A 17,165-nucleotide genomic window follows, 5' to 3' on the forward strand; every position below is an offset into this window, starting at 1 on the left:
ATCGCAGGAGCGCCCATGCAAGCCGATTTGATCCTCCAACGCCCCGCCGCGGCCAACGCCACCGCCCTCGATGCCGAGTTGCTGCTGCTGTTCCACGGTGTGGGCTCCAGCGCCGAAGACTTGGCCCCGCTGGGCCAGATGCTGGCGGCGCAAAGGCCCCAGGCCTGGGTGGTGAGCGTGCGCTCGCCGCACCGCAGCGACCTGGGGCAGGGCTGGCAGTGGTTCTCGGTGCAGGGGGTGACCGACATCAACCGCCCCGAGCGTGTGGCCACCGCCATGCCCCTGTTTGTGCAACGTGTGCGCGACTGGCAATGCCAAACCGGCGTGGGCTCACAAGGCACCACCCTCATCGGGTTTTCGCAGGGCGCCATCATGGCGTTGGAGTCCACACAGCAGACGGACGACACCCCACTGGCCCGCCGTGTGATCGCCATGGCCGGGCGGTTTGCCCAAGCGCCCCGCCGCGCCCCCCAAGGCACCACCGTGCACCTGATGCACGGCGAGCAGGATGGCGTGATGCCCATCACCCTGGCCGAAGCCGCCGAGCGAGAGCTGCGCACCCTGGGTGCAGACACCACCCTGGAACGCTTTGCGGGCCTGGGCCACGGCATTGATGCCCGGGTGGCTGCGGCCATGGCCCGCAGGTTGGGTGCGGAGTGAGCGTCGGTTGAATGTGGTGTTGATTGATGGCAATGCATACAATGCAATCATTGCCATCAATGGAGTTTGCCGTGGCCGCATTGACCATCCGCAACGTGGACGACGCCCTCAAAACCCAGCTTCGCATCCGTGCCGCACAACATGGGGTGTCCATGGAAGAAGAAGCCCGCCGCATCCTGCGCGATGCGCTGGCCCGTGCAGGTGCAGCCCCTGAGCCCATGGGGCAACGTTTGTTGACTCGGTTTGCCCAAGCGGCCACCGCCGACTTCGCACTGCCTGAGCGACAGACTGTGCGCACCCCGCCCCAATGGACCGAGGGTGCCTGATGCTGCTCGACACCAATGTGCTGTCGGAGTTCATGCGACCGCAGCCCGCCCCACAGGTGGTGGCGTGGTTGGATGCCCAAGACGCCAGCCGTTTGTGTACCAGCGCCGTGAGCCGGGCAGAAATCGAGCTGGGCTTGGCGCTGATGCCTGCGGGCAAACGTCAACAGGCATTGGCGCGGGCCGCGCAAGCCATGTTGGATGAAGACTTTGCAGGCCGATGCCTGCCGTTTGACGATGTGGCCGCCAGCCACTATGCCCGCATCGTCTCCAGCAGGACCCGAATGGGCCGCCCCATCAGCGTCGAAGATGCACAGATTGCCGCCGTGGCCTTGGCGCACGGGTTGCCGCTGGCCACGCGAAACACGGCGGACTTTGAGCAGATTGCCGGGCTGGCGGTGGTGAACCCGTGGGGGTGAGCGTTCGGCCCCCAGGGGCCATGAAGCTGACGTGAAGAGGGAGTGACAAGTGAGCCAGCACAACGAATATGAACAGTCATCCTTGTGGAAATCCGCCTTTGGGCCAAAGTCGGATGGCTTGGACGCCCCGCGCCACAAGCTGGCGGATGCCTACCGGGCTTTTCGAGAGCGGGTTGGCCTGCTGCTGACCCACATTCAGAGGGAGATCCCTGATCTCACGCTTCACGACATCACCCACGTGGACGCGCTGTGGCGGGTTGCCTCGGAGATTGCGGGCCCCGACCATCTCTTGAACCCCGCCGAGGCGTTTGTGTTGGGCGGCGCGTTCTTGCTGCATGACGCCGCGCATTGCCGGGCTGCTTTCCCTGGGGGAATTGCTGAACTGAGAGCGACACCCGAGTGGCGAGACACCGTTGCGCAACGCGGCTTGGTTGACGCAGCGTTGACGGAAGGGAGCAAGGCGTTCCAGCAACTGCTGTTCGATACCTTGCGTGTCCTTCACCCCAAGCAGGCGCGCAAGTTGCCATTTGCCCAATGGCCCGATGGCCAAGGCAACACCCTGCATTTGCTGCCGCACGACGAGTTGCGTGAAGCATTTGGGGCCGTGATGGGGCAGGTGGCGGAAAGCCATTGGTTCAGCCCTCACGAGCTGGAGGCTTTTGCAAACAACATCGTCACGGCACCCGCGTGCCTGTCGCCAGCCTCGTGGACGGTGAACTTGTTGAAGGTGGCCGTGTTGTTGCGCGTGGCAGATGCGGCGCACATCGACGCCAAACGGGCTCCCCGTTTCTTGTTGGCGTTGAACCAGCCTACGGGCGTTTCGTTGGAACACTGGCGGTTTCAAGCCCGTTTGCACCAGCCGCACTGCGACGCAGCCAGACAGGCGTTGGTGTTGTCCAGCAGCCCATTCCCCATGGCAGAGCAAGACGCTTGGTGGCTGGCCTACGACGCCGCCTGTTTGGCCGACAGGGAGTTGTCAGCAGCAGACCATTTGTTGAGGGACCACGGACTGGACCGGCTGGCGGCCAGAGAGGTGGCAGGGGCTCGCAGTCCGGAATCGTTTGCGCGAACCGTGCCGACAGAAGGGTGGCACCCCGTGGATGCATCTTTGCGCATCGGCGATGTCCGTTCGGTGGTGGAGCGTTTTGGGGGCGCGCAACTGTATGGCGATGACCCTCGGCTGGCGCTGCGCGAGTTGCTCCAAAACGCCCGGGACGCCGTGATGGCCAGCCGTGCACTGGAGATGCTGGAGCCCCATGAAGGTTCCATCACCGTCCAGTTGGAAGCGCGGGACGGCGAAGATTGGCTGCACGTCACCGACACCGGCATCGGCATGAGCCGTTACGTGTTGACTCACGTGCTGCTGGACTTTGGCCGCTCGCTTTGGCAGGACGCTGCGTTGCGCAAGGAATGGCCGGGTTTGGCCACCGCCGGATTTGAAGCGGTGGGGCGATTTGGCATCGGGTTCTTTTCGGTCTTCATGCTGGGAACGTCTGTCAAGGTGACAACCTACCGCCAGCAGGCTGAAACGGGAACAAACGCATCCCAGTGGGTTTTGGAGTTTCCACAGGGCTTGGCTTCACGCCCCAGCCTCAGGCCCCCGACCGACGCCGAAAGGCTCACACGGCCCGGCACGCGGGTTTCGGTGTGCCTGACGGACAAGGAGAGGCTGCTTCAAATCAAAACACACTACTTTCAGCTCAGACGAGGCCGCCACCAGAGAACCATGGCCTTGTCACTCGGCCAAGTGGTCGGAGCACTGGTGCCTGCGTTGGCTGTTGATGTCTATACCCAGGAGCCGGGTCAACCCAAGATCAAAACGGTGGCGGCGGACGATTGGCAAACCATACCCCCGGACCGTCTTCTTGAGCGGATAGCCCCAGGCTCACCGCTTTTGTTTTTGTCATTGGCGACCGATGATGCCGCCGTGGCCAGGAACAATCTGTCACTGATCACGGGACCGGATGGCGTCGTTTACGGACGGTGCGCGGTGGTAGAACACAGTGACAGCATCTTTGGCGTGCAGACTGGCGTTGTCACGGTGAAGGGGATCTACGGTGGCCCCATCGATGGTCTTGCGGGCATCGTTGTGGGGCAGCAAGTGGACCGTCTGGACAGAAGTGCTTCCATTCCAACCGTTGACGGCCTTGCATTGACTCAATGGGCCGAGGACCAGGCGAACAAGCTGTGCGTCTCAAATGAGGTGACCTGGAAACGAAGTGCCCGCTTGCTCGCGCTAGGAGCCACGTCGGGCGAGTTGCTGGTTGTCAAGCATGGCAAAGATGCTTGGTCCGCAAATCGACTGAGGTCGGAGCTCAACGACAGGAGTGAAATTTGGGTGCTGGATGAGGAGGGATGTTCTCATGACCCGGATGAGGATAACGTTCGACGGAGTGAGTTTCACGACTATCTGGAGCTGAATGACCACGTGTTTTCCGTCATCGTGGGCACTCCCATCAATGGTTTTATCCGTGACGCAGGCGTCGGTGTCGACGCTGCCTCCGATCATTGGCCGTGGTCGCTGCTGGGTGAGGGCGCTCGGCGACCGGATCAGATATTTGAAGATGTTGTGAATGCCGCCTGGCCCGACTGTGTGCTGGAGACAGGCCAGGAGAAGGTTATCGGGACCGTGCAGGGTGTGGACATCGTGCGGCACGTGGACGTCATTTACAAAGTGCCGCGAGGGGAGTCGGCCACATGAGGCCCAAGGTCCACGCTCAAGCTTTGGGCCGCTGAGCGTCTGCCTCCACCCACCCCAACACCCGATCCGCCTCAGTCCGCCAATCGGCACTTCGGGCAAACCCCGCCTCGCCCTTCGCGCCAAACACCCCGGCGTCGGCCAGGTCGGCCACCCAGGCTTGGCGCTGGGCGGTGCCGCTGGCGCTCCAGGGCGTCAGGCCCGCGTCGCGCACGGTTTCGGCCACCTCGCGCACTTCTTCGCTGCGGCGGCGGCCATGTTCGATCACGCGCTGGAAGAAGTAGGCGGCCTGCTTTTCCCAGTCCACGCCGGGGAAGGTTTCGTACAGGCTGGCGATGACGGCGTCTTCCACGCCGTAGTGGCGGGCGGTGGTCAGGCTTTCAATCACCATGGCCTCCAGCCCTTTGATCATGACGCTGCGGCACATCTTGGTGGCGCTGGCCACGCCCAGTTGTGGGCTGGCCACGCGGCTGGCAAAACCCAGGGCGTTGAGCCGTGGGCACAGCTCGGCGGCATGGGCACCGCCCAGCAGCAGCGGCACGCGGATGCGGTGGGGTGGTACGCTGGTCATGACCGCGCCTTCCACGTACCGCGCTCCTGTGGCGTTCACCACGGCAGCGGCGCGTTGCTTGGCCAGGGGCGAGGCGGAGTTGAAGTCCAGAAAAAACGCCCCGCGGCGCAACCCCGGCGCAGCGGCCTGGGCCACGGCTTCGGTCTGGCTGGCGGTGACGGCGCTCACCACCAGGTCGGCCCCGGCGGCCAGTTCGGCATGGCTGGCCGCCAGGGTCACGCCGTGGACGCTGGCGTGGGCGTGCAGCGCGGGGGCCTGGGCCGGATCGTCCAGCTTTAGGTCGAAGGCGGCCACGGCATGGCCCTGGGCGCGGAGGTCTTCGGCCAGGATGCGGCCCACTTCGCCGTAGCCGATGAGGCCGATGGTGCCGAAGGGGGTGAAGTGGGCGGCGGGATGGGCGGCAGGGTCAACGGCGCTGGCGTTCATGGTCAAAATGGCCTCTGGCGCTTTTGCTGCAAGCGCAGGCAGCTTCAATCAATGTAGCGGAACCCGGCTTTTTCCAGGCCGGGGCGCATGTTGTACATGTCCAGCCCCAGCACGCCGTCGGCCAGTTTGGCGCGTTTTTCGCCTTCGAAGCTTTCGCGCTTTTGCGCGGCGGCCAGGGTTTCGACGGCTCGTGCCGCGGGCACACAGACCACGCCGTCGTCGTCGGCCACGATCACGTCACCGGGGGTGACCAGCATGCCCGCGCACACCACGGGGATGTTGACCGAGCCCAGCGTGGCCTTGATGGTGCCTTTGCTGCTGATGGCCTTGCTCCACACGGGAAAGCCCATCTCTTGCAGGGTCTTGACGTCGCGCACCCCGGCGTCGATGACCAGGGCGCGTGCGCCGCGGGCCATGAAGCTGGTGGCCAGCAGGTCGCCAAAGTAGCCGTCGGTGCATTCGGCGGTGACGGCGGCCACCACGATGTCGCCGGGCTGAATCTGCTCGGCGGCCACGTGCATCATCCAGTTGTCGCCGGGTTGCAGCAGCACGGTCACCGCCGTGCCCGAGACCTGCTGGCCGGGGTAGATGGGGCGCATGTAGGGCTTGAGCAGGCCCACGCGGCCCATGGCTTCGTGCACGGTGGCGCTGCCCAAGGCGGCCAGACCATCGGCGGCAGCGCGGTCGGCGCGGGTGATGTTGCGGTAACAGACGCCCAGTTCAAACATGGCAATGCTCCTGAAGTGATAGCTGCTTGCGCTTTTATAAAAAGCGCTAGACGGTGATTTTGTCTAAGGAAAAGTGGCCCGCATGAGGCAGGGGCAAGGCCGGGGCCGGGTGTCTGCAGCGCTGAGAAGCGCAGGGCGGCAGGGTGTCCGCGCACTGCGCGGACAGGTCTGCTTGTTTGAGCGAAGCGAGTTCGCAGACCGTGCCCTGCCGACCGAGCATCGCAAGGGAGCCGCCGCAGGCGGTCGCTGCAGTCACCCGGCCCCGGCCTTGCCCCTGCCTCATGGTGCACACAAGCGAGTCAAACCCCGCGAGCCTTCAACCGCGCATCCAGGCGGCTGAACACGCGGCGGGTGTTGCCTTCGAAGATCTGGGCGCGGTCGGCGTCGCTCAACTGCGGGCAGGCTTGGATGTAGCGCTTGGTGTCGTCGTAGTAGTGGCCGGTTTGCGGGTCGATGCCGCGCACTGCGCCGATCATCTCGCTGGCAAACAGCACGTTCTTCACCGGAATGACGGTGTTGAGCAGGTTGATGCCGGGCTGGTGGTACACGCAGGTGTCGAAGAACACGTTGTTCATCAGGTGCTCTTCCAGCAGGGGTTTCTTCATCTCCTGTGCCAGGCCACGGAAGCGGCCCCAGTGGTAGGGCACGGCGCCGCCGCCGTGGGGGATGAGGAACTTCAGCGTGGGGAAGTCCTTGAACAAATCGCCCTGAATCAGCTGCATGAACGCCGTGGTGTCGGCGTTGAGGTAGTGCGCGCCGGTGGTGTGGAAGCAGGCGTTGCAGCTGGTGCTCACGTGGATCATGGCGGGCAGGTCGTGCTCCACCATTTTTTCGTAGATGGGGTACCAGTGCTTGTCGGTCAGCGGGGGGCTGGTCCAGTGGCCGCCGCTGGGGTCGGGGTTGAGGTTGATGCCCACCGCGCCGTATTCCTTCACGCACTTTTCCAGCTCGGGGATGCAGGTGGCGGGGTCCACGCCGGGGCTTTGCGGCAGCATGGCCACGGGCACGAAGTGCTCGGGGAACAGCTCGCTCACGCGAAAGCACAGCTCGTTGCAGATGGCGGCCCAGGTGCTGCTCACCTCAAAGTCGCCAATGTGGTGGGCCATGAAGCTGGCGCGGGGGCTGAACAGCGTCATGTCGTTGCCGCGTTCCTTCATCAACTTGAGCTGGTTGCCCAGGATGGTTTCGCGGATGTCGTCGTCGCTGATCTTCAGGTCGGCCACCTTGGGCTTGACCGAGGGGTCTTGGAGGCTGGCAATTTGCTGGTTGCGCCAGGCCTCCAGCGCCTTGGGCGCGGTGGTGTAGTGGCCGTGGCAGTCGATGACGATGGGGGAACCGTTGGCTTGGGGCATGGTGGGCTCGCTCAGAAAAAAGGAGGGAAAGGCTCAGGCCCCGACCGGGGTCATGCCGTGGCGTTGTTTGATGGCGGCGGTGTCGGGCGTGTTGAGGAAGGCCAGGAAGGCCCGGGCGGCGTCGGCCCGCACGCTGGTGCTGGCCACGCAGCCGCTGAAGGTGGTGATGAAGGCGCAGTCGGGCGGCAGCAGGCCCACCACGGTGATGCCGGGCAGGTCTTTGAGTTCGCTCAGTTGCTGAAAGCCCAGCGCCACTTCGCCGTTGGCCACCTGGCGGCCCACGGGCACGCCGGGTTGGGCCTGCACGGTGCGGCTGGCCAGTTCGGAGGCCAGGCCCCAGCGTTCGAACAGGCGCATGAGGTGGCCGCCGCTGGGGCCGGTGCTGTAGCCGATGGTGGGGGCGGCCTGCACGGCGGCCTTCAGCGCGGCTTCGCTGCCGATGTCGGGCAGCGGGGCCCCGGCGGGCACGGCCACGGCCACGGGGGAGTGCACATAGTCCACCCGGCCCGGCTGCACGTGGCCCGCGGCCATGAGCTTGTCCAGCGCGTCGCTGGCCAGCAGCACGAGGTCCAGCGCCTCGCCTGCGGCCACGCGTTGGGCGGCGTCCACGCCCCCCACCGATTCAATGGCCACTTTCGCGCCGGTCTGGGCTTCGAAGGCCGCCGTCAGGTCGGCCAGCAAGGCCCGGGTGGCCATGGAGGAAATGCCTTTGAGCAGGGGGGGCAGGGCGGTGTTCATGGGGTGGTGTTCAGGTGGCGTCCAGGTCGGCGGTGCCAAAGTCCAGCGGCAGGCCCACGTAGTTTTCGGCAATGCTGCGGGAGCCGGATTCGGAGTGGATCAGGTATTCCAGCTCGGCGATCTGGAATTTTTGCGTGATGCGCTCGTCACCCGGGAATTGGTGCATGAGCGAGGTGAACCACCACGAAAAGCGCTCGGCCTTCCACACCCGGCGCAGGCAGCGCTCGGAGTAGGTGTCAATGCCAGCCTGGCTGCGTTCCTTGTAGAACTCGATGAGGGCGCTGCTGAGGTATTTCACGTCGGTGGCGGCCAGGTTCAGGCCCTTGGCCCCGGTGGGCGGCACGATGTGGGCGGCGTCGCCCGCCAGGAACATGCGGCCAAAACGCATGGGCTCGGTCACGAAGCTGCGCAGCGGGGCAATGCTTTTCTCGATGGAGGGGCCGGTCACCAGCGCCTCGGCGGCCTCGGGGTCCAGGCGGTGCTTCAGTTCTTGCCAGAAGGCGTCGTCGGTCCACTCTTCCACGCGGTCGGTCAGCGGCACTTGCAGGTAGTAGCGGCTGCGGGTTTTGCTGCGCTGGCTGCACAGGGCAAAGCCGCGGGGGCTGTTCACGTAAATCAGTTCTTCGTGCACCGGCGGGGTGTCGGACAGCAGGCCCAGCCAGCCGAAGGGGTAGACCTTTTCAAACTCCTGGATGGCGCTGCGCGGGGCGCTGGCGCGGCACACGCCGTGGAAGCCGTCGCACCCGGCGATGAAGTCGGCGTGGATCTCCACCGCCTGGCCGTTGTGGGTGCAGGTCACGCGGGGGTGGTCGGTGTCGAAGTCGTGCACCGCCACGTCGCTGGCGCTGTACAGCGTGGGCAGGCCCGCGGCGGCACGGGCGTCCATCAGGTCGCGGGTCACCTCGGTCTGGCCGTACACCATGACGTTTTTGCCGCCGGTGAGCGCGTTCATGTCGATGCGGTGGCGCTGGCCGTTGAACAGCATGTCAAAACCACCGTGCACCAGGCCCTCGCGGTGCATGCGTTCGCCCACACCGGCTTCGTCCATCAGGTCGATGCACACCTGCTCCAGCACCCCGGCGCGGATGCGGCTGAGCACGTACTCGCCGGTCTGGCGCTCGACGATGACGGCATCAATGCCAGCCTTGTACAGCAGTTGGCCGAGCAGCAGGCCGGAGGGGCCCGCGCCCACGATGGCGACTTGGGTGCGAATGGTTTGGGTCATGACGGCAAAGGGGAAGAGCTGGGGTTGGCGGCGATTGTGGGCAGCGGCCAGTCATGCGTAAAGCCGATGGCGTGGATAGCTGTTAGCATGCTTTTGCATAACTCAAGCCCCGCGGACCCTGGGGCCAGCCCCCGGAGACCCCCATGGACTTCAAGCAGATCGAAGGTTTTGTGCGCGTGGCCGAGCTGGGCAGCTTCACCCGGGCGGCGCAGTTGCTGGGCACCACGCAGCCCGCGCTGTCGCGCCTGGTGCGCATGCTGGAGGTGGACCTGCGCCAAAGCCTGCTGGTGCGCAACGGGCGCGGGGCGGTGCCCACCGAGGCGGGGCTGCGCCTGCTGGACCATGGGCGCGGCATCCTGCACCAGGTGGCCCGGGCGCGGGAAGACATGGCCAGCGCCCGTGGCGGGCTGGCGGGGCGCGTGGCCATTGGCCTGCCGCCCAGCCTGGCTCGGGTGCTCACCGTGCCGTTGACGCGGGCCTTTCGCGTCCAGTTGCCCGAGGCGCAGCTGTCCATCAGCGAGGGGCTGTCGGTGCAGATGCAAAGCTGGCTGGCCGAAGGGCGGCTGGACCTGGCCGTGCTGTACAACGCCGGCACCACGGCGGAGCTGGACATCCGCCCGCTGTGCGAGGAAGAGCTGTTCCTGGTGCAGCGCCGCCAGCCCGGCTTGGCCGAAGACCCGCCTCCGGGGCCGTTGTCACTGGCCGAGGTGGCGGCGCTGCCGCTGGTCATCCCCACCCGGCCCAACGCCATGCGCGCCCACATCGAGACCGAGATGGCCGCCGTCGGCTGCCGCATGAACGTGGCGCTGGAAATCGACGGTGTGCAGGCCATCCTGGACCTGGTGGCCGACGGCCTGGGGGCCGCCCTGCTGCCGCGCAACGCGGTGGAGAGCTGCGTGCGCCCCTCGGCCTACCAGCTGCGCTCCATCGTCAGCCCGGGGCTGCACACCCGGTTGTGCCTGGCCGTCAGCTCGGTGCGCCCGGCCACGCTCACGCAGCAGACCACGGCGGAGTTGATTCGGCAGACGTTACTACAAAAAATGTAGCTGCTTGCGCTTTTATATAAAGCGCTGGGTGCCAAAAAAGTGTTGAATTCTCAGCGGGTTCAGGCCGCATCGCCCGCTTCACCTGCAGGGCCCACATACGCCACCAGTGCCTGTGCCAGCGCGGCGCGGGCCTTGTCGCGCAGTGCCGGGGGCGAGGCCACCACGCAGTGCGGGCCGTGGCGCAGGATGTCGCCCAGCAGTTCGCGGTCGTCGCTGTAGGGCACGCTGAGCTGGTAGCGGCCATCGGCCAGCCAGGTGCTGGTCTGCTCGGGGTGCCACACCTCGCCGCTGACCCAGCGCGCCCGCGCTGCGCTGAAGTGCAGCACCGCCACCGCCTGCGGCGCACCGCTGAAGATGCCGTAGCTGGCCTGGGTGGCCTGTTGCAGGGTGGCGGGGTCCATGTCCAGCGCGGGTTCGTCGGGCAACACGCGGGCGTGGGTCATGGCGTCCACCGCAAAGCTGCGAAAGCCCTCGCGCAGGTGGCACCAGGCGTCCAGGTACCAGTTGTCGCGGTAGTGCACCAGTTGCTGGGGTGACAGCACGCGCTCCAGCGTCTGGTCGGTTTCGCGGTTGTGGTGGGTCACGCGCAGCTTCAGCCGCCCCAGGGTGGCGGTGGCCGCGGCCTCGAAGGCGGCGGGTGGCAGGCGGCGCTGCCCGGCCTGCACCAGGCGGATGCGTTCGGCCAGGCGGGCGCTGTCCACGTCCACGTCGTGCAGCAGGTGGGCCAGGCGCGACTTCAGCGGTCCCAGTTTGTCGGCCAGCACACCGGGGGCAAAACCGCTGAGCACATGCTGCAAGGTGGCCAGGGCCACCAGTTCGTCGGGCGTGAGCCACAGGCCAGGCAACTCCTTGCGCCCGTGGTCGGGGGCCAGGCGGTAGCCGCCCAGTGCCCGGTCGTACACCACGGGCAGGTTGAGGCGCTCGCGCAGCTGCGCCATGTCGCGCTTGAGGGTGGCGATGGAAATGCCCAGGCGGTCCATCAGCTCCGCCGTGGGCACGGCGTGGCGGCTGGTGAGCAGGCTTTTGTAGCGGTAGAGGCGGTCGATGTCGGTCATGGCGTATCGGATTTTGATACGCAAGCACCTTAACGTCGGTCCATGGCCTCACGCAAGGAGCAAGACATGGTCAAGCAGTGGATTCAGAAATGGGTGTCGGGCTGGCGCACCACACCTGGGGTGGCTCCGTCGGGGGCGGGGCGGCCCACGGTGTCGGGGCCGGTGCCCAGCTGGCAGGTGCCTGCCTACCAGCGGCGGCAACGGTCGGGCGACCGCTGCGGGCGTTGAGGCCGCTCAGTACCGTTCCTTCACGCCGGTGACCATGGCCTTGATGAGGCGGGTGCGCTCGATGCGGCCCATGACCAGTGCGGCCATGGCGTGCAAGCCCGCCGACAGCACCAGGGTGTTGGCCAGCAGTTCATGCAGTTCCTGCAACCACTCTTCGCCAAAGTAGGCGTCGGTGCCTTGCATCCAGCCGGTGACGCCGAGCGACAGCACCAGCGACATCAGCAGCAGCATCATCATCGCGCCCAGGGGGTTGTGGCCCCAGTGGTGGTCGGGCTGGCGGGTGAGCATGGCGCGCACGTGGTGTTTCAGGCGCGAGGGCGTTGGAAAGAAGTCGGAAAAGCGGGCATGGCGTGAGCCGATGAACCCCCAGACGATCCGTGCCATCACCAGGGTCGAGGCCAGATAGCCGACCCACTGGTGGGGTGTTTCCCCCTCTTCCAGGACGACGTAGTTGAGCAGCACACAACCGACCAGCGTCCAATGGAAGATGCGGACAAACAGGTCCCAGACGGGGCGCTGGGTGTCATTCAGATCTTTTGGGTTCATCGCTCAGTGGGGCGGGTTATTGGGTCACGCGGGCGCCGGTGGCGGGGTCAAAGAAGTGCTCGACTTTCTTGCCGTCTTTCACGCCGTAGATTTCGTAGCACTGGCCTTTGTTGATCTTGAAGGTCTTGATCTGGTAGCCCTGGTCTTCGGCTGTTTTCTTGAACTGGGCTTCGGGAATCCACTTGTCCTTGGGGGCATTGCAAGCGGGTTCAGCGAAGGCCATGCCGGCAACGGCGAGCAAAGCAGCGGAGACAACAATCGATTTCATGACAAGCTTCCTTGTGGAGTGTTCCCAGCAACTGCTGGTGGAGGGATTGAACGGAATGAAGCTGAAGCACCCATTAAGCCCGGGGGACATCGTTTCAACGGCATGATGACGGCCATGCACACCCCCCATCCCGACAGTCAAGTGCGGGTGCCCGAATCGTTCGTGGCGCTGTTCACCCCGCCCGGGCGGCTCAAGCCCACCGAACCCTGGGCCCACATCCTGGCCCGCTACGAGCTGTGTGAAGACACCGCACAGATGCTGGTGGAGCCCGCCTGCATGCACCGCGACCGCCTGGGCGTGGCCCACAGCGACGTGGTGCACAGCCTGTCGCAAGGGCTGCAAAGCCCCGACAGCGGCCTGACCCCGGACGAGGCCACCTGGGTGGCGCGCCGCCTGGCCGAGTTGCTGGAAGGGTGAGCGTGGCAACGACGGACGACGGATCGCTGGCCGCGCTGTCGGCCCGCCATGGCCCGCGCTACCGCTGGATGCTGCTGTTCGCGGTGATGGTGGGCACCATGGCCTCGGTCATGTCGTCCACCATCGTGAACGTGGCCATCCCGGACCTGAGCCGCCATTTCACGCTGGGGCAGGACCGGGCGCAGTGGGTCACCTCGGGCTTCATGGCGGCCATGACCGTGTCCATGCTGACCACGCCGTGGCTGCTGGGCCGCTTTGGCTACCGCCGCACCTATGCCGCCTGCATGCTGTTGCTGCTGGCCGGTGGCGTGGTGGGCGGGTTGGCCCAGGCCTACCCGCTGGTGCTGGCCGCGCGCGTGGCCGAGGGCCTGGCGGCGGGCGTGGTGCAGCCCATCCCGGCCATCATCATCCTGCGGGCCTTCGGGCCCGACGAGCGGGGGCGGGCCAGTGGCATTTTTGGCATGGGCGTGGTGTTGGCCCCGGCCATCGGCCCCAGCGTGGGCGGCTTGCTGGTGGACTGGTTCGGGTGGCGCTCCATCTTCTTCATGGTGGTGCCGTTCTGTGTGGCCTCGCTGTGGCTGGGGCAGCGGTATGTACCGGTTTCGGCCCCGGGCGGGGTGGCGGCGGGGCGTGACGCCGGGCACCTGGACGTGAAGGGCTTGGTGCTGGTCACGCTGGGGTCGCTGGGGCTCCTCAATGCGCTGGTGCATGTGCGCCAGGGCGGGCCTGCCGAGGCCCTGGTGCTGGGCGGGATGGCGGCGGCCTGTCTGGCGGTGTTTGTGTGGTGGCAGCACCGGCTGGCGCGGCGGGCCAACGCCCATCAGGGCCTGGTGCAGCCGCTGATTCCGCCCGCCCTGTTTGCGGTGCGGGCGTTTGCCATGGGCAATGTGGTGGCCGTCATCTACGGCACCGCGCTGTTCGGCTCCACCTACCTCATTCCGGTGTACCTGCAAATGGGGTTGCGCATGTCGGCGTCGTCGGTGGGCTTGATCCTGTTGCCCGCCGGGTTGGTGCTGGCCGCCACGCTGGCGCTGTCGGGCCGACTGGCCGACCGCTTGCCCGAGCGCATGGTGACCCTGGGCCTGCTGCTGCTGGCGGCGTCGTTCGCGTTGATGATCACCCTGGCCCCCCCGGCCAACGGCTGGGTGGTGGCGGAGCTGGTGGCCTGGTCGGTGCTGGGGCGCGTGGGGCTGGGGATGATCCTGTCCTCCCTCAACCTGGTGGCCTTGCGTGACCTGCACAAGGGCGACATCCCAGCGGGGGCCAGCGTGGTCAGCTTCACCCGCATGCTGGGCGGGGCGGTGGGCGTGAGCCTGTGCGGCATTGTGCTGGAGTGGCGGCTGGCGGCCCACGGGGCCACGCTGGTGAGCCCGGCCGCCGCGGGCCTGCCGGGCGAAGGGCGCATGGCCGCCTTCCACGAGACGTTTCTGATGCTGGCCCTGTTGTGCGTGCTGGCCATGGGGGCCGCGCACCGCATGCGGGCGCCGCGCCAGGGCTGAGCGGCGGCGCCGTCGCGCCATGCGCGCCCATCGGCGGGGCGAAGATCGTCCACGCCCCACGGTGTTTTGCCGCCTGTTTCGCCCACATGGGTGCCGACCGGGTACAGGGAAAACACCGATGAAATCCACTTCATGAAGTCTTGTTTTGGTTATGAGTCATAACCATAATTTGTTCCAACACGAGGAGCAACATGAACCCGACACAAGACATTCAGATGGAGATGGTGGGCGCCGTCGCCGTGGTCCGCATCACCCGTCCGGCCAAGCGCAACGCCATCAGCGACGCCTTGGTGCAAGGCCTGCGCGACACCTTTGCCAACCTGCCGCCCGAGGCCCGTGCCGCCGTGATCGACGGCGAGGGCGAGCACTTCTGTGCCGGCCTGGACCTGTCGGAGCTGAAAGAGCGCGACGCCGGTCAGGGCATGCACCACTCGCGCATGTGGCATGCGGCGCTGGACCTGGTGCAACACGGCCCGGTGCCCGTGGTGGCGGCCTTGCACGGTGCGGTGGTGGGCGGCGGGCTGGAGCTGGCCAGCGCCTGCCACATCCGCGTGGCCGATGCCACCACTTTCTACGGCCTGCCCGAGGGCACCCGCGGCATTTTTGTGGGCGGCGGCGGTTCGGTGCGCATCCCCAAGCTGATTGGCGTGGCCCGCATGACCGACATGATGCTGACCGGCCGCGTGTACGACGCCGAGGCGGGCGAGCGCATCGGCCTGTCGCAGTACGTGGTGCCCGCGGGCGAAGCCTTTGCCAAGGCTTTGGAACTGGCCCAGCGCATCGCCACCAACGCCCCGCTGACCAACTATGCGCTGATGCACGCGCTGCCGCGCATTGCCGACCAGCCCGCAGACCACGGCTTCTTCACCGAGGCCCTGATTTCCGCCATCACCCAGTCCGCCCCCGAGGCCAAGGCCCGCGTCCAGGCCTTCCTGGACGGCAAGGCCGCCAAGGTGCAAAAGGGCTGAAGGCCCGGGCCAACCCCGCCCGCCCCACAAAAAACAGAGACAGGAGACACGCATGAGCCCGACCCTTGCCACCGCCATGGCCGCCCCCGCGGCGTCCGCAGCCGAGCCTGCGCCCCAGCCCGCACCCGCGCCTTCTCCGTTTCGCCCGCTGGCCTTTGGCGTCAAGCGGGTCACGCTGCGCGACGGGCAAAACGGCGTCCACTACCTGCAGGCCGAGCAGGCCCTCAAACCCTACCCCGAGCGCCTGACCGACCGCTTCTGCCAGTGGGTGCAGACCGACCCCGACCGGGTGTGGATCGCCCGCCGGGAGCCGCTGCCCCAAGGCGGCACGGGCGATTGGCGCAAGCTCACCTACGGCCAGGCATGGCCCCTGGTGCGCCGCCTGGCGCAGGGCCTGATCGACCGCGGGCTGAACGTGGAGCGCCCGGTGGTCATCCTCAGCGAAAACAGCATTGAACACGCGCTGCTGGCCGTGGCCTGTCTGGTGGCCGGGGTGCCGTATGTGTCCACCTCGCCCGCGTACTCGCTGGTGTCCACCGACTACGACAAGCTGCGCCATGTGTTGCGCACCGTCACGCCGGGCATGGTGTTCGCCTCCGACGCCGACCGCTACGGCAAGGCCATTGCCGCCACCCAGCAGGCCGGGGTGGAGGTGGTGCTGGTCAACGGCACGGTGGACGGCGTGGCCAGCACCGCGTTTGCCGACCTGGCCGCCACCCCCGACACCCCCCAGGTGGACGCGGCCATGGCCGCCACCGGGCCGGACACGGTGGCCAAGTTCCTGTTCACCAGCGGCTCCACCAAGCTGCCCAAGGCCGTCATCAACACCCAGCGCATGTGGTGCGCCAACCAGCAGCAGATGGCCCAGTCCATGCCCGTGCTGGCCGAACAGCCCCTGGTGCTGGTGGACTGGCTGCCCTGGAACCACACCTTTGGCGGCAACCACAACTTCGGCATGGTGATCTACCACGGCGGCACGCTGTACATCGACGACGGCAAGCCCACGCCCGCCGCGGTGGGCGAGACGCTGCGCAACCTGCGCGAGGTGGCGCCCACGGTGTACTTCAACGTGCCCACCGGCTTCGAGGCCATTGCCAACGCCATGAAGGCCGACACCGACGAAGGCCGCACCCTGCGGCGCACGCTGTTGTCGCGGGTGAAGATGTTCTTCTACGCCGGGGCCGCCTTGTCCCAGCCCATCTGGGACAGCCTGTACGAGAGCGAGGAGCAGGAGATTGGCCAGCGCATCGTCATGACCTCGGGCCTGGGCATGACCGAAACCGGCCCCTTCGGCCTGTACGTCACCAACCCCAACGTGCGTGCGGGTGACCTGGGCGTGCCCTGCGCGGGCCTGCAGATCAAGCTGGTGGACGTGGACGGCAAGACCGAGCTGCGCTACCGCGGCCCCAACGTCACCCCCGGCTACTGGCGTGCCCCCAAGGACACGGCCGAGGCGTTTGACGAGGAAGGCTTCTTCTGCTCGGGCGACGCGGTCAAGTGGATCGACGAGACCGACGTGCACCTGGGCCTGAAGTTCGATGGCCGCATTGCCGAAGACTTCAAGCTGGCCACCGGCACCTTTGTCAGCGTGGGTCCGTTGCGCGCCAAGGTCATTGCCGCGGGCGCCCCCTACGTGCAGGACGTGGTGCTCACCGGCCTGAACCTGAAAGAGGTGGGCGCCATGGTGTTCCCCACGCCGCTGGTGCGCCAGCTCAGCGGCCTGGGGGCGGACGCCTCCATCCACGACGTGCTGGAAAGCGCCCCGGTGCTGGCCCACTTCCAGACCGTGGTGGACGAACTGGCCCGCACCGCCACCGGCAGTGCCAACCGCATTGCCCGCCTGTGCCTGCTGGGCGACCCGCCCACCATCGACCGCGGCGAGATCACCGACAAGGGCTCCATCAACCAGCGCGCCGTGCTGGCGCACAGGGCCGACACGGTGGAACGCCTGCACGCCGATGCGCTGCACCACATCCTCAAGCCCCGTGCGGCCTGAGT

The 17,165-nt window shown here is 66.7% G+C and carries 18 protein-coding genes; 10 read left to right on the top strand and 8 right to left on the bottom strand.

Features of this window, described 5'->3' with window-relative positions; genetic code table 11:
* The first annotated feature begins 15 nt into the window (after positions 1–15).
* The 4 genes from ypfH (at position 16) to ACYVB7_RS14935 (ending at position 4,103) form a co-directional block, all read left to right on the top strand.
* Positions 16–660, top strand: a complete 645-nt coding sequence (gene ypfH / locus ACYVB7_RS14920) for an alpha/beta hydrolase family protein (protein WP_460509123.1) — start codon at positions 16–18, stop codon at positions 658–660.
* A gap of 71 nt (positions 661–731) precedes the next feature.
* A complete protein-coding gene (locus ACYVB7_RS14925; protein WP_460509126.1) occupies positions 732–986 on the top strand; it encodes a FitA-like ribbon-helix-helix domain-containing protein in 255 nt (84 codons plus the stop codon).
* Positions 986–1,402 carry a type II toxin-antitoxin system VapC family toxin gene (locus ACYVB7_RS14930; protein WP_460509128.1) on the top strand — a complete coding sequence of 139 codons (417 nt, stop codon included), beginning with the start codon at positions 986–988 and terminating at the stop codon, positions 1,400–1,402. Before ACYVB7_RS14925 ends, ACYVB7_RS14930 begins: the two co-directional genes overlap by 1 nt.
* A gap of 49 nt (positions 1,403–1,451) precedes the next feature.
* Positions 1,452–4,103: an HD domain-containing protein gene (locus ACYVB7_RS14935; RefSeq protein WP_460509130.1), complete on the top strand. Its 2,652-nt coding sequence runs from the start codon at positions 1,452–1,454 to the stop codon at positions 4,101–4,103.
* Positions 4,104–4,119: 16 nt separating this feature from the next.
* On the opposite strand, the gene ACYVB7_RS14940 is transcribed toward ACYVB7_RS14935, so the two are convergent.
* The 5 genes from ACYVB7_RS14940 to pobA all read right to left on the bottom strand — a co-directional run bounded on the left by ACYVB7_RS14940 (position 4,120) and on the right by pobA (position 9,140).
* A complete protein-coding gene (locus tag ACYVB7_RS14940) occupies positions 4,120–5,097 on the bottom strand; it encodes an NAD(P)-dependent oxidoreductase (protein ID WP_460509132.1) in 978 nt (325 codons plus the stop codon).
* Positions 5,098–5,141: 44 nt separating this feature from the next.
* Positions 5,142–5,825: a 4-hydroxy-4-methyl-2-oxoglutarate aldolase/4-carboxy-4-hydroxy-2-oxoadipate aldolase gene (gene ligK, locus ACYVB7_RS14945; protein WP_460509134.1), complete on the bottom strand. Its 684-nt coding sequence runs from the start codon at positions 5,823–5,825 to the stop codon at positions 5,142–5,144.
* Positions 5,826–6,124: 299 nt separating this feature from the next.
* The gene (locus ACYVB7_RS14950; protein WP_460509319.1) at positions 6,125–7,153 is read right to left on the bottom strand and encodes an amidohydrolase family protein; all 1,029 of its coding nucleotides are present in this window, start codon (positions 7,151–7,153) and stop codon (positions 6,125–6,127) included.
* A 57-nt stretch (positions 7,154–7,210) separates the two neighbouring features.
* On the bottom strand, positions 7,211–7,915 hold the full coding sequence (locus ACYVB7_RS14955) for a substrate-binding domain-containing protein (protein WP_460509136.1): 705 nt from the start codon (positions 7,913–7,915) through the stop codon (positions 7,211–7,213).
* Between the two features lie 10 nt (positions 7,916–7,925).
* Positions 7,926–9,140 carry a 4-hydroxybenzoate 3-monooxygenase gene (pobA, locus tag ACYVB7_RS14960; protein WP_460509138.1) on the bottom strand — a complete coding sequence of 405 codons (1,215 nt, stop codon included), beginning with the start codon at positions 9,138–9,140 and terminating at the stop codon, positions 7,926–7,928.
* Positions 9,141–9,283: 143 nt separating this feature from the next.
* Between pobA and ACYVB7_RS14965 the strand changes: the two genes are divergently transcribed.
* On the top strand, positions 9,284–10,186 hold the full coding sequence (locus ACYVB7_RS14965) for a LysR substrate-binding domain-containing protein (RefSeq protein ID WP_460509141.1): 903 nt from the start codon (positions 9,284–9,286) through the stop codon (positions 10,184–10,186).
* A 59-nt stretch (positions 10,187–10,245) separates the two neighbouring features.
* On the opposite strand, the gene ACYVB7_RS14970 is transcribed toward ACYVB7_RS14965, so the two are convergent.
* A complete protein-coding gene (locus ACYVB7_RS14970) occupies positions 10,246–11,241 on the bottom strand; it encodes a helix-turn-helix transcriptional regulator (protein ID WP_460509143.1) in 996 nt (331 codons plus the stop codon).
* A gap of 42 nt (positions 11,242–11,283) precedes the next feature.
* Between ACYVB7_RS14970 and ACYVB7_RS14975 the strand changes: the two genes are divergently transcribed.
* Complete coding sequence (locus ACYVB7_RS14975; protein WP_460509146.1) at positions 11,284–11,469, top strand: hypothetical protein; 186 nt, start codon at positions 11,284–11,286, stop codon at positions 11,467–11,469.
* A gap of 6 nt (positions 11,470–11,475) precedes the next feature.
* Here ACYVB7_RS14975 and ACYVB7_RS14980 read toward each other — a convergent pair whose 3' ends face one another.
* Complete coding sequence (locus ACYVB7_RS14980) at positions 11,476–12,015, bottom strand: cytochrome b/b6 domain-containing protein (RefSeq protein WP_460509148.1); 540 nt, start codon at positions 12,013–12,015, stop codon at positions 11,476–11,478.
* A gap of 16 nt (positions 12,016–12,031) precedes the next feature.
* Entirely contained in the window at positions 12,032–12,283 is a 252-nt protein-coding gene (locus ACYVB7_RS14985; protein ID WP_460509150.1) for a PepSY domain-containing protein, read from the bottom strand.
* 114 nt (positions 12,284–12,397) lie between these two features.
* On the opposite strand from ACYVB7_RS14985, the gene ACYVB7_RS14990 reads away from it, so the two are divergent.
* The 4 genes from ACYVB7_RS14990 to ACYVB7_RS15005 all read left to right on the top strand — a co-directional run bounded on the left by ACYVB7_RS14990 (position 12,398) and on the right by ACYVB7_RS15005 (position 17,163).
* Positions 12,398–12,700 carry an ATPase with chaperone activity gene (locus ACYVB7_RS14990; RefSeq protein ID WP_460509153.1) on the top strand — a complete coding sequence of 101 codons (303 nt, stop codon included), beginning with the start codon at positions 12,398–12,400 and terminating at the stop codon, positions 12,698–12,700.
* A gap of 68 nt (positions 12,701–12,768) precedes the next feature.
* Positions 12,769–14,199: an MFS transporter gene (locus ACYVB7_RS14995; protein WP_460509320.1), complete on the top strand. Its 1,431-nt coding sequence runs from the start codon at positions 12,769–12,771 to the stop codon at positions 14,197–14,199.
* Between the two features lie 191 nt (positions 14,200–14,390).
* Positions 14,391–15,167 (top strand): crotonase/enoyl-CoA hydratase family protein, encoded by a 777-nt coding sequence (locus ACYVB7_RS15000; protein WP_460509155.1) that lies wholly within the window; start codon positions 14,391–14,393, stop codon positions 15,165–15,167.
* Positions 15,168–15,219: 52 nt separating this feature from the next.
* Positions 15,220–17,163: a feruloyl-CoA synthase gene (locus ACYVB7_RS15005; RefSeq protein WP_460509157.1), complete on the top strand. Its 1,944-nt coding sequence runs from the start codon at positions 15,220–15,222 to the stop codon at positions 17,161–17,163.
* Positions 17,164–17,165: the final 2 nt, after the last annotated feature.

The sequence above is a fragment of the Hydrogenophaga soli genome, assembly GCF_054777695.1.

Coding starts and splice junctions, on each gene's coding strand:
- ypfH (WP_460509123.1), top strand. CDS start 16: ATGCAAGCCGATTTGATCCTCCAACGCCCCGCCGCGGCCAACGCCACC.
- ACYVB7_RS14930 (WP_460509128.1), top strand. CDS start 986: ATGCTGCTCGACACCAATGTGCTGTCGGAGTTCATGCGACCGCAGCCC.
- ACYVB7_RS14940 (WP_460509132.1), bottom strand. CDS start 5,097: ATGAACGCCAGCGCCGTTGACCCTGCCGCCCATCCCGCCGCCCACTTC.
- ligK (WP_460509134.1), bottom strand. CDS start 5,825: ATGTTTGAACTGGGCGTCTGTTACCGCAACATCACCCGCGCCGACCGC.
- ACYVB7_RS14955 (WP_460509136.1), bottom strand. CDS start 7,915: ATGAACACCGCCCTGCCCCCCCTGCTCAAAGGCATTTCCTCCATGGCC.
- pobA (WP_460509138.1), bottom strand. CDS start 9,140: ATGACCCAAACCATTCGCACCCAAGTCGCCATCGTGGGCGCGGGCCCC.
- ACYVB7_RS14965 (WP_460509141.1), top strand. CDS start 9,284: ATGGACTTCAAGCAGATCGAAGGTTTTGTGCGCGTGGCCGAGCTGGGC.
- ACYVB7_RS14970 (WP_460509143.1), bottom strand. CDS start 11,241: ATGACCGACATCGACCGCCTCTACCGCTACAAAAGCCTGCTCACCAGC.
- ACYVB7_RS14975 (WP_460509146.1), top strand. CDS start 11,284: ATGGCCTCACGCAAGGAGCAAGACATGGTCAAGCAGTGGATTCAGAAA.
- ACYVB7_RS14980 (WP_460509148.1), bottom strand. CDS start 12,015: ATGAACCCAAAAGATCTGAATGACACCCAGCGCCCCGTCTGGGACCTG.
- ACYVB7_RS14985 (WP_460509150.1), bottom strand. CDS start 12,283: ATGAAATCGATTGTTGTCTCCGCTGCTTTGCTCGCCGTTGCCGGCATG.
- ACYVB7_RS14990 (WP_460509153.1), top strand. CDS start 12,398: ATGCACACCCCCCATCCCGACAGTCAAGTGCGGGTGCCCGAATCGTTC.
- ACYVB7_RS14995 (WP_460509320.1), top strand. CDS start 12,769: ATGCTGCTGTTCGCGGTGATGGTGGGCACCATGGCCTCGGTCATGTCG.
- ACYVB7_RS15000 (WP_460509155.1), top strand. CDS start 14,391: ATGAACCCGACACAAGACATTCAGATGGAGATGGTGGGCGCCGTCGCC.
- ACYVB7_RS15005 (WP_460509157.1), top strand. CDS start 15,220: ATGAGCCCGACCCTTGCCACCGCCATGGCCGCCCCCGCGGCGTCCGCA.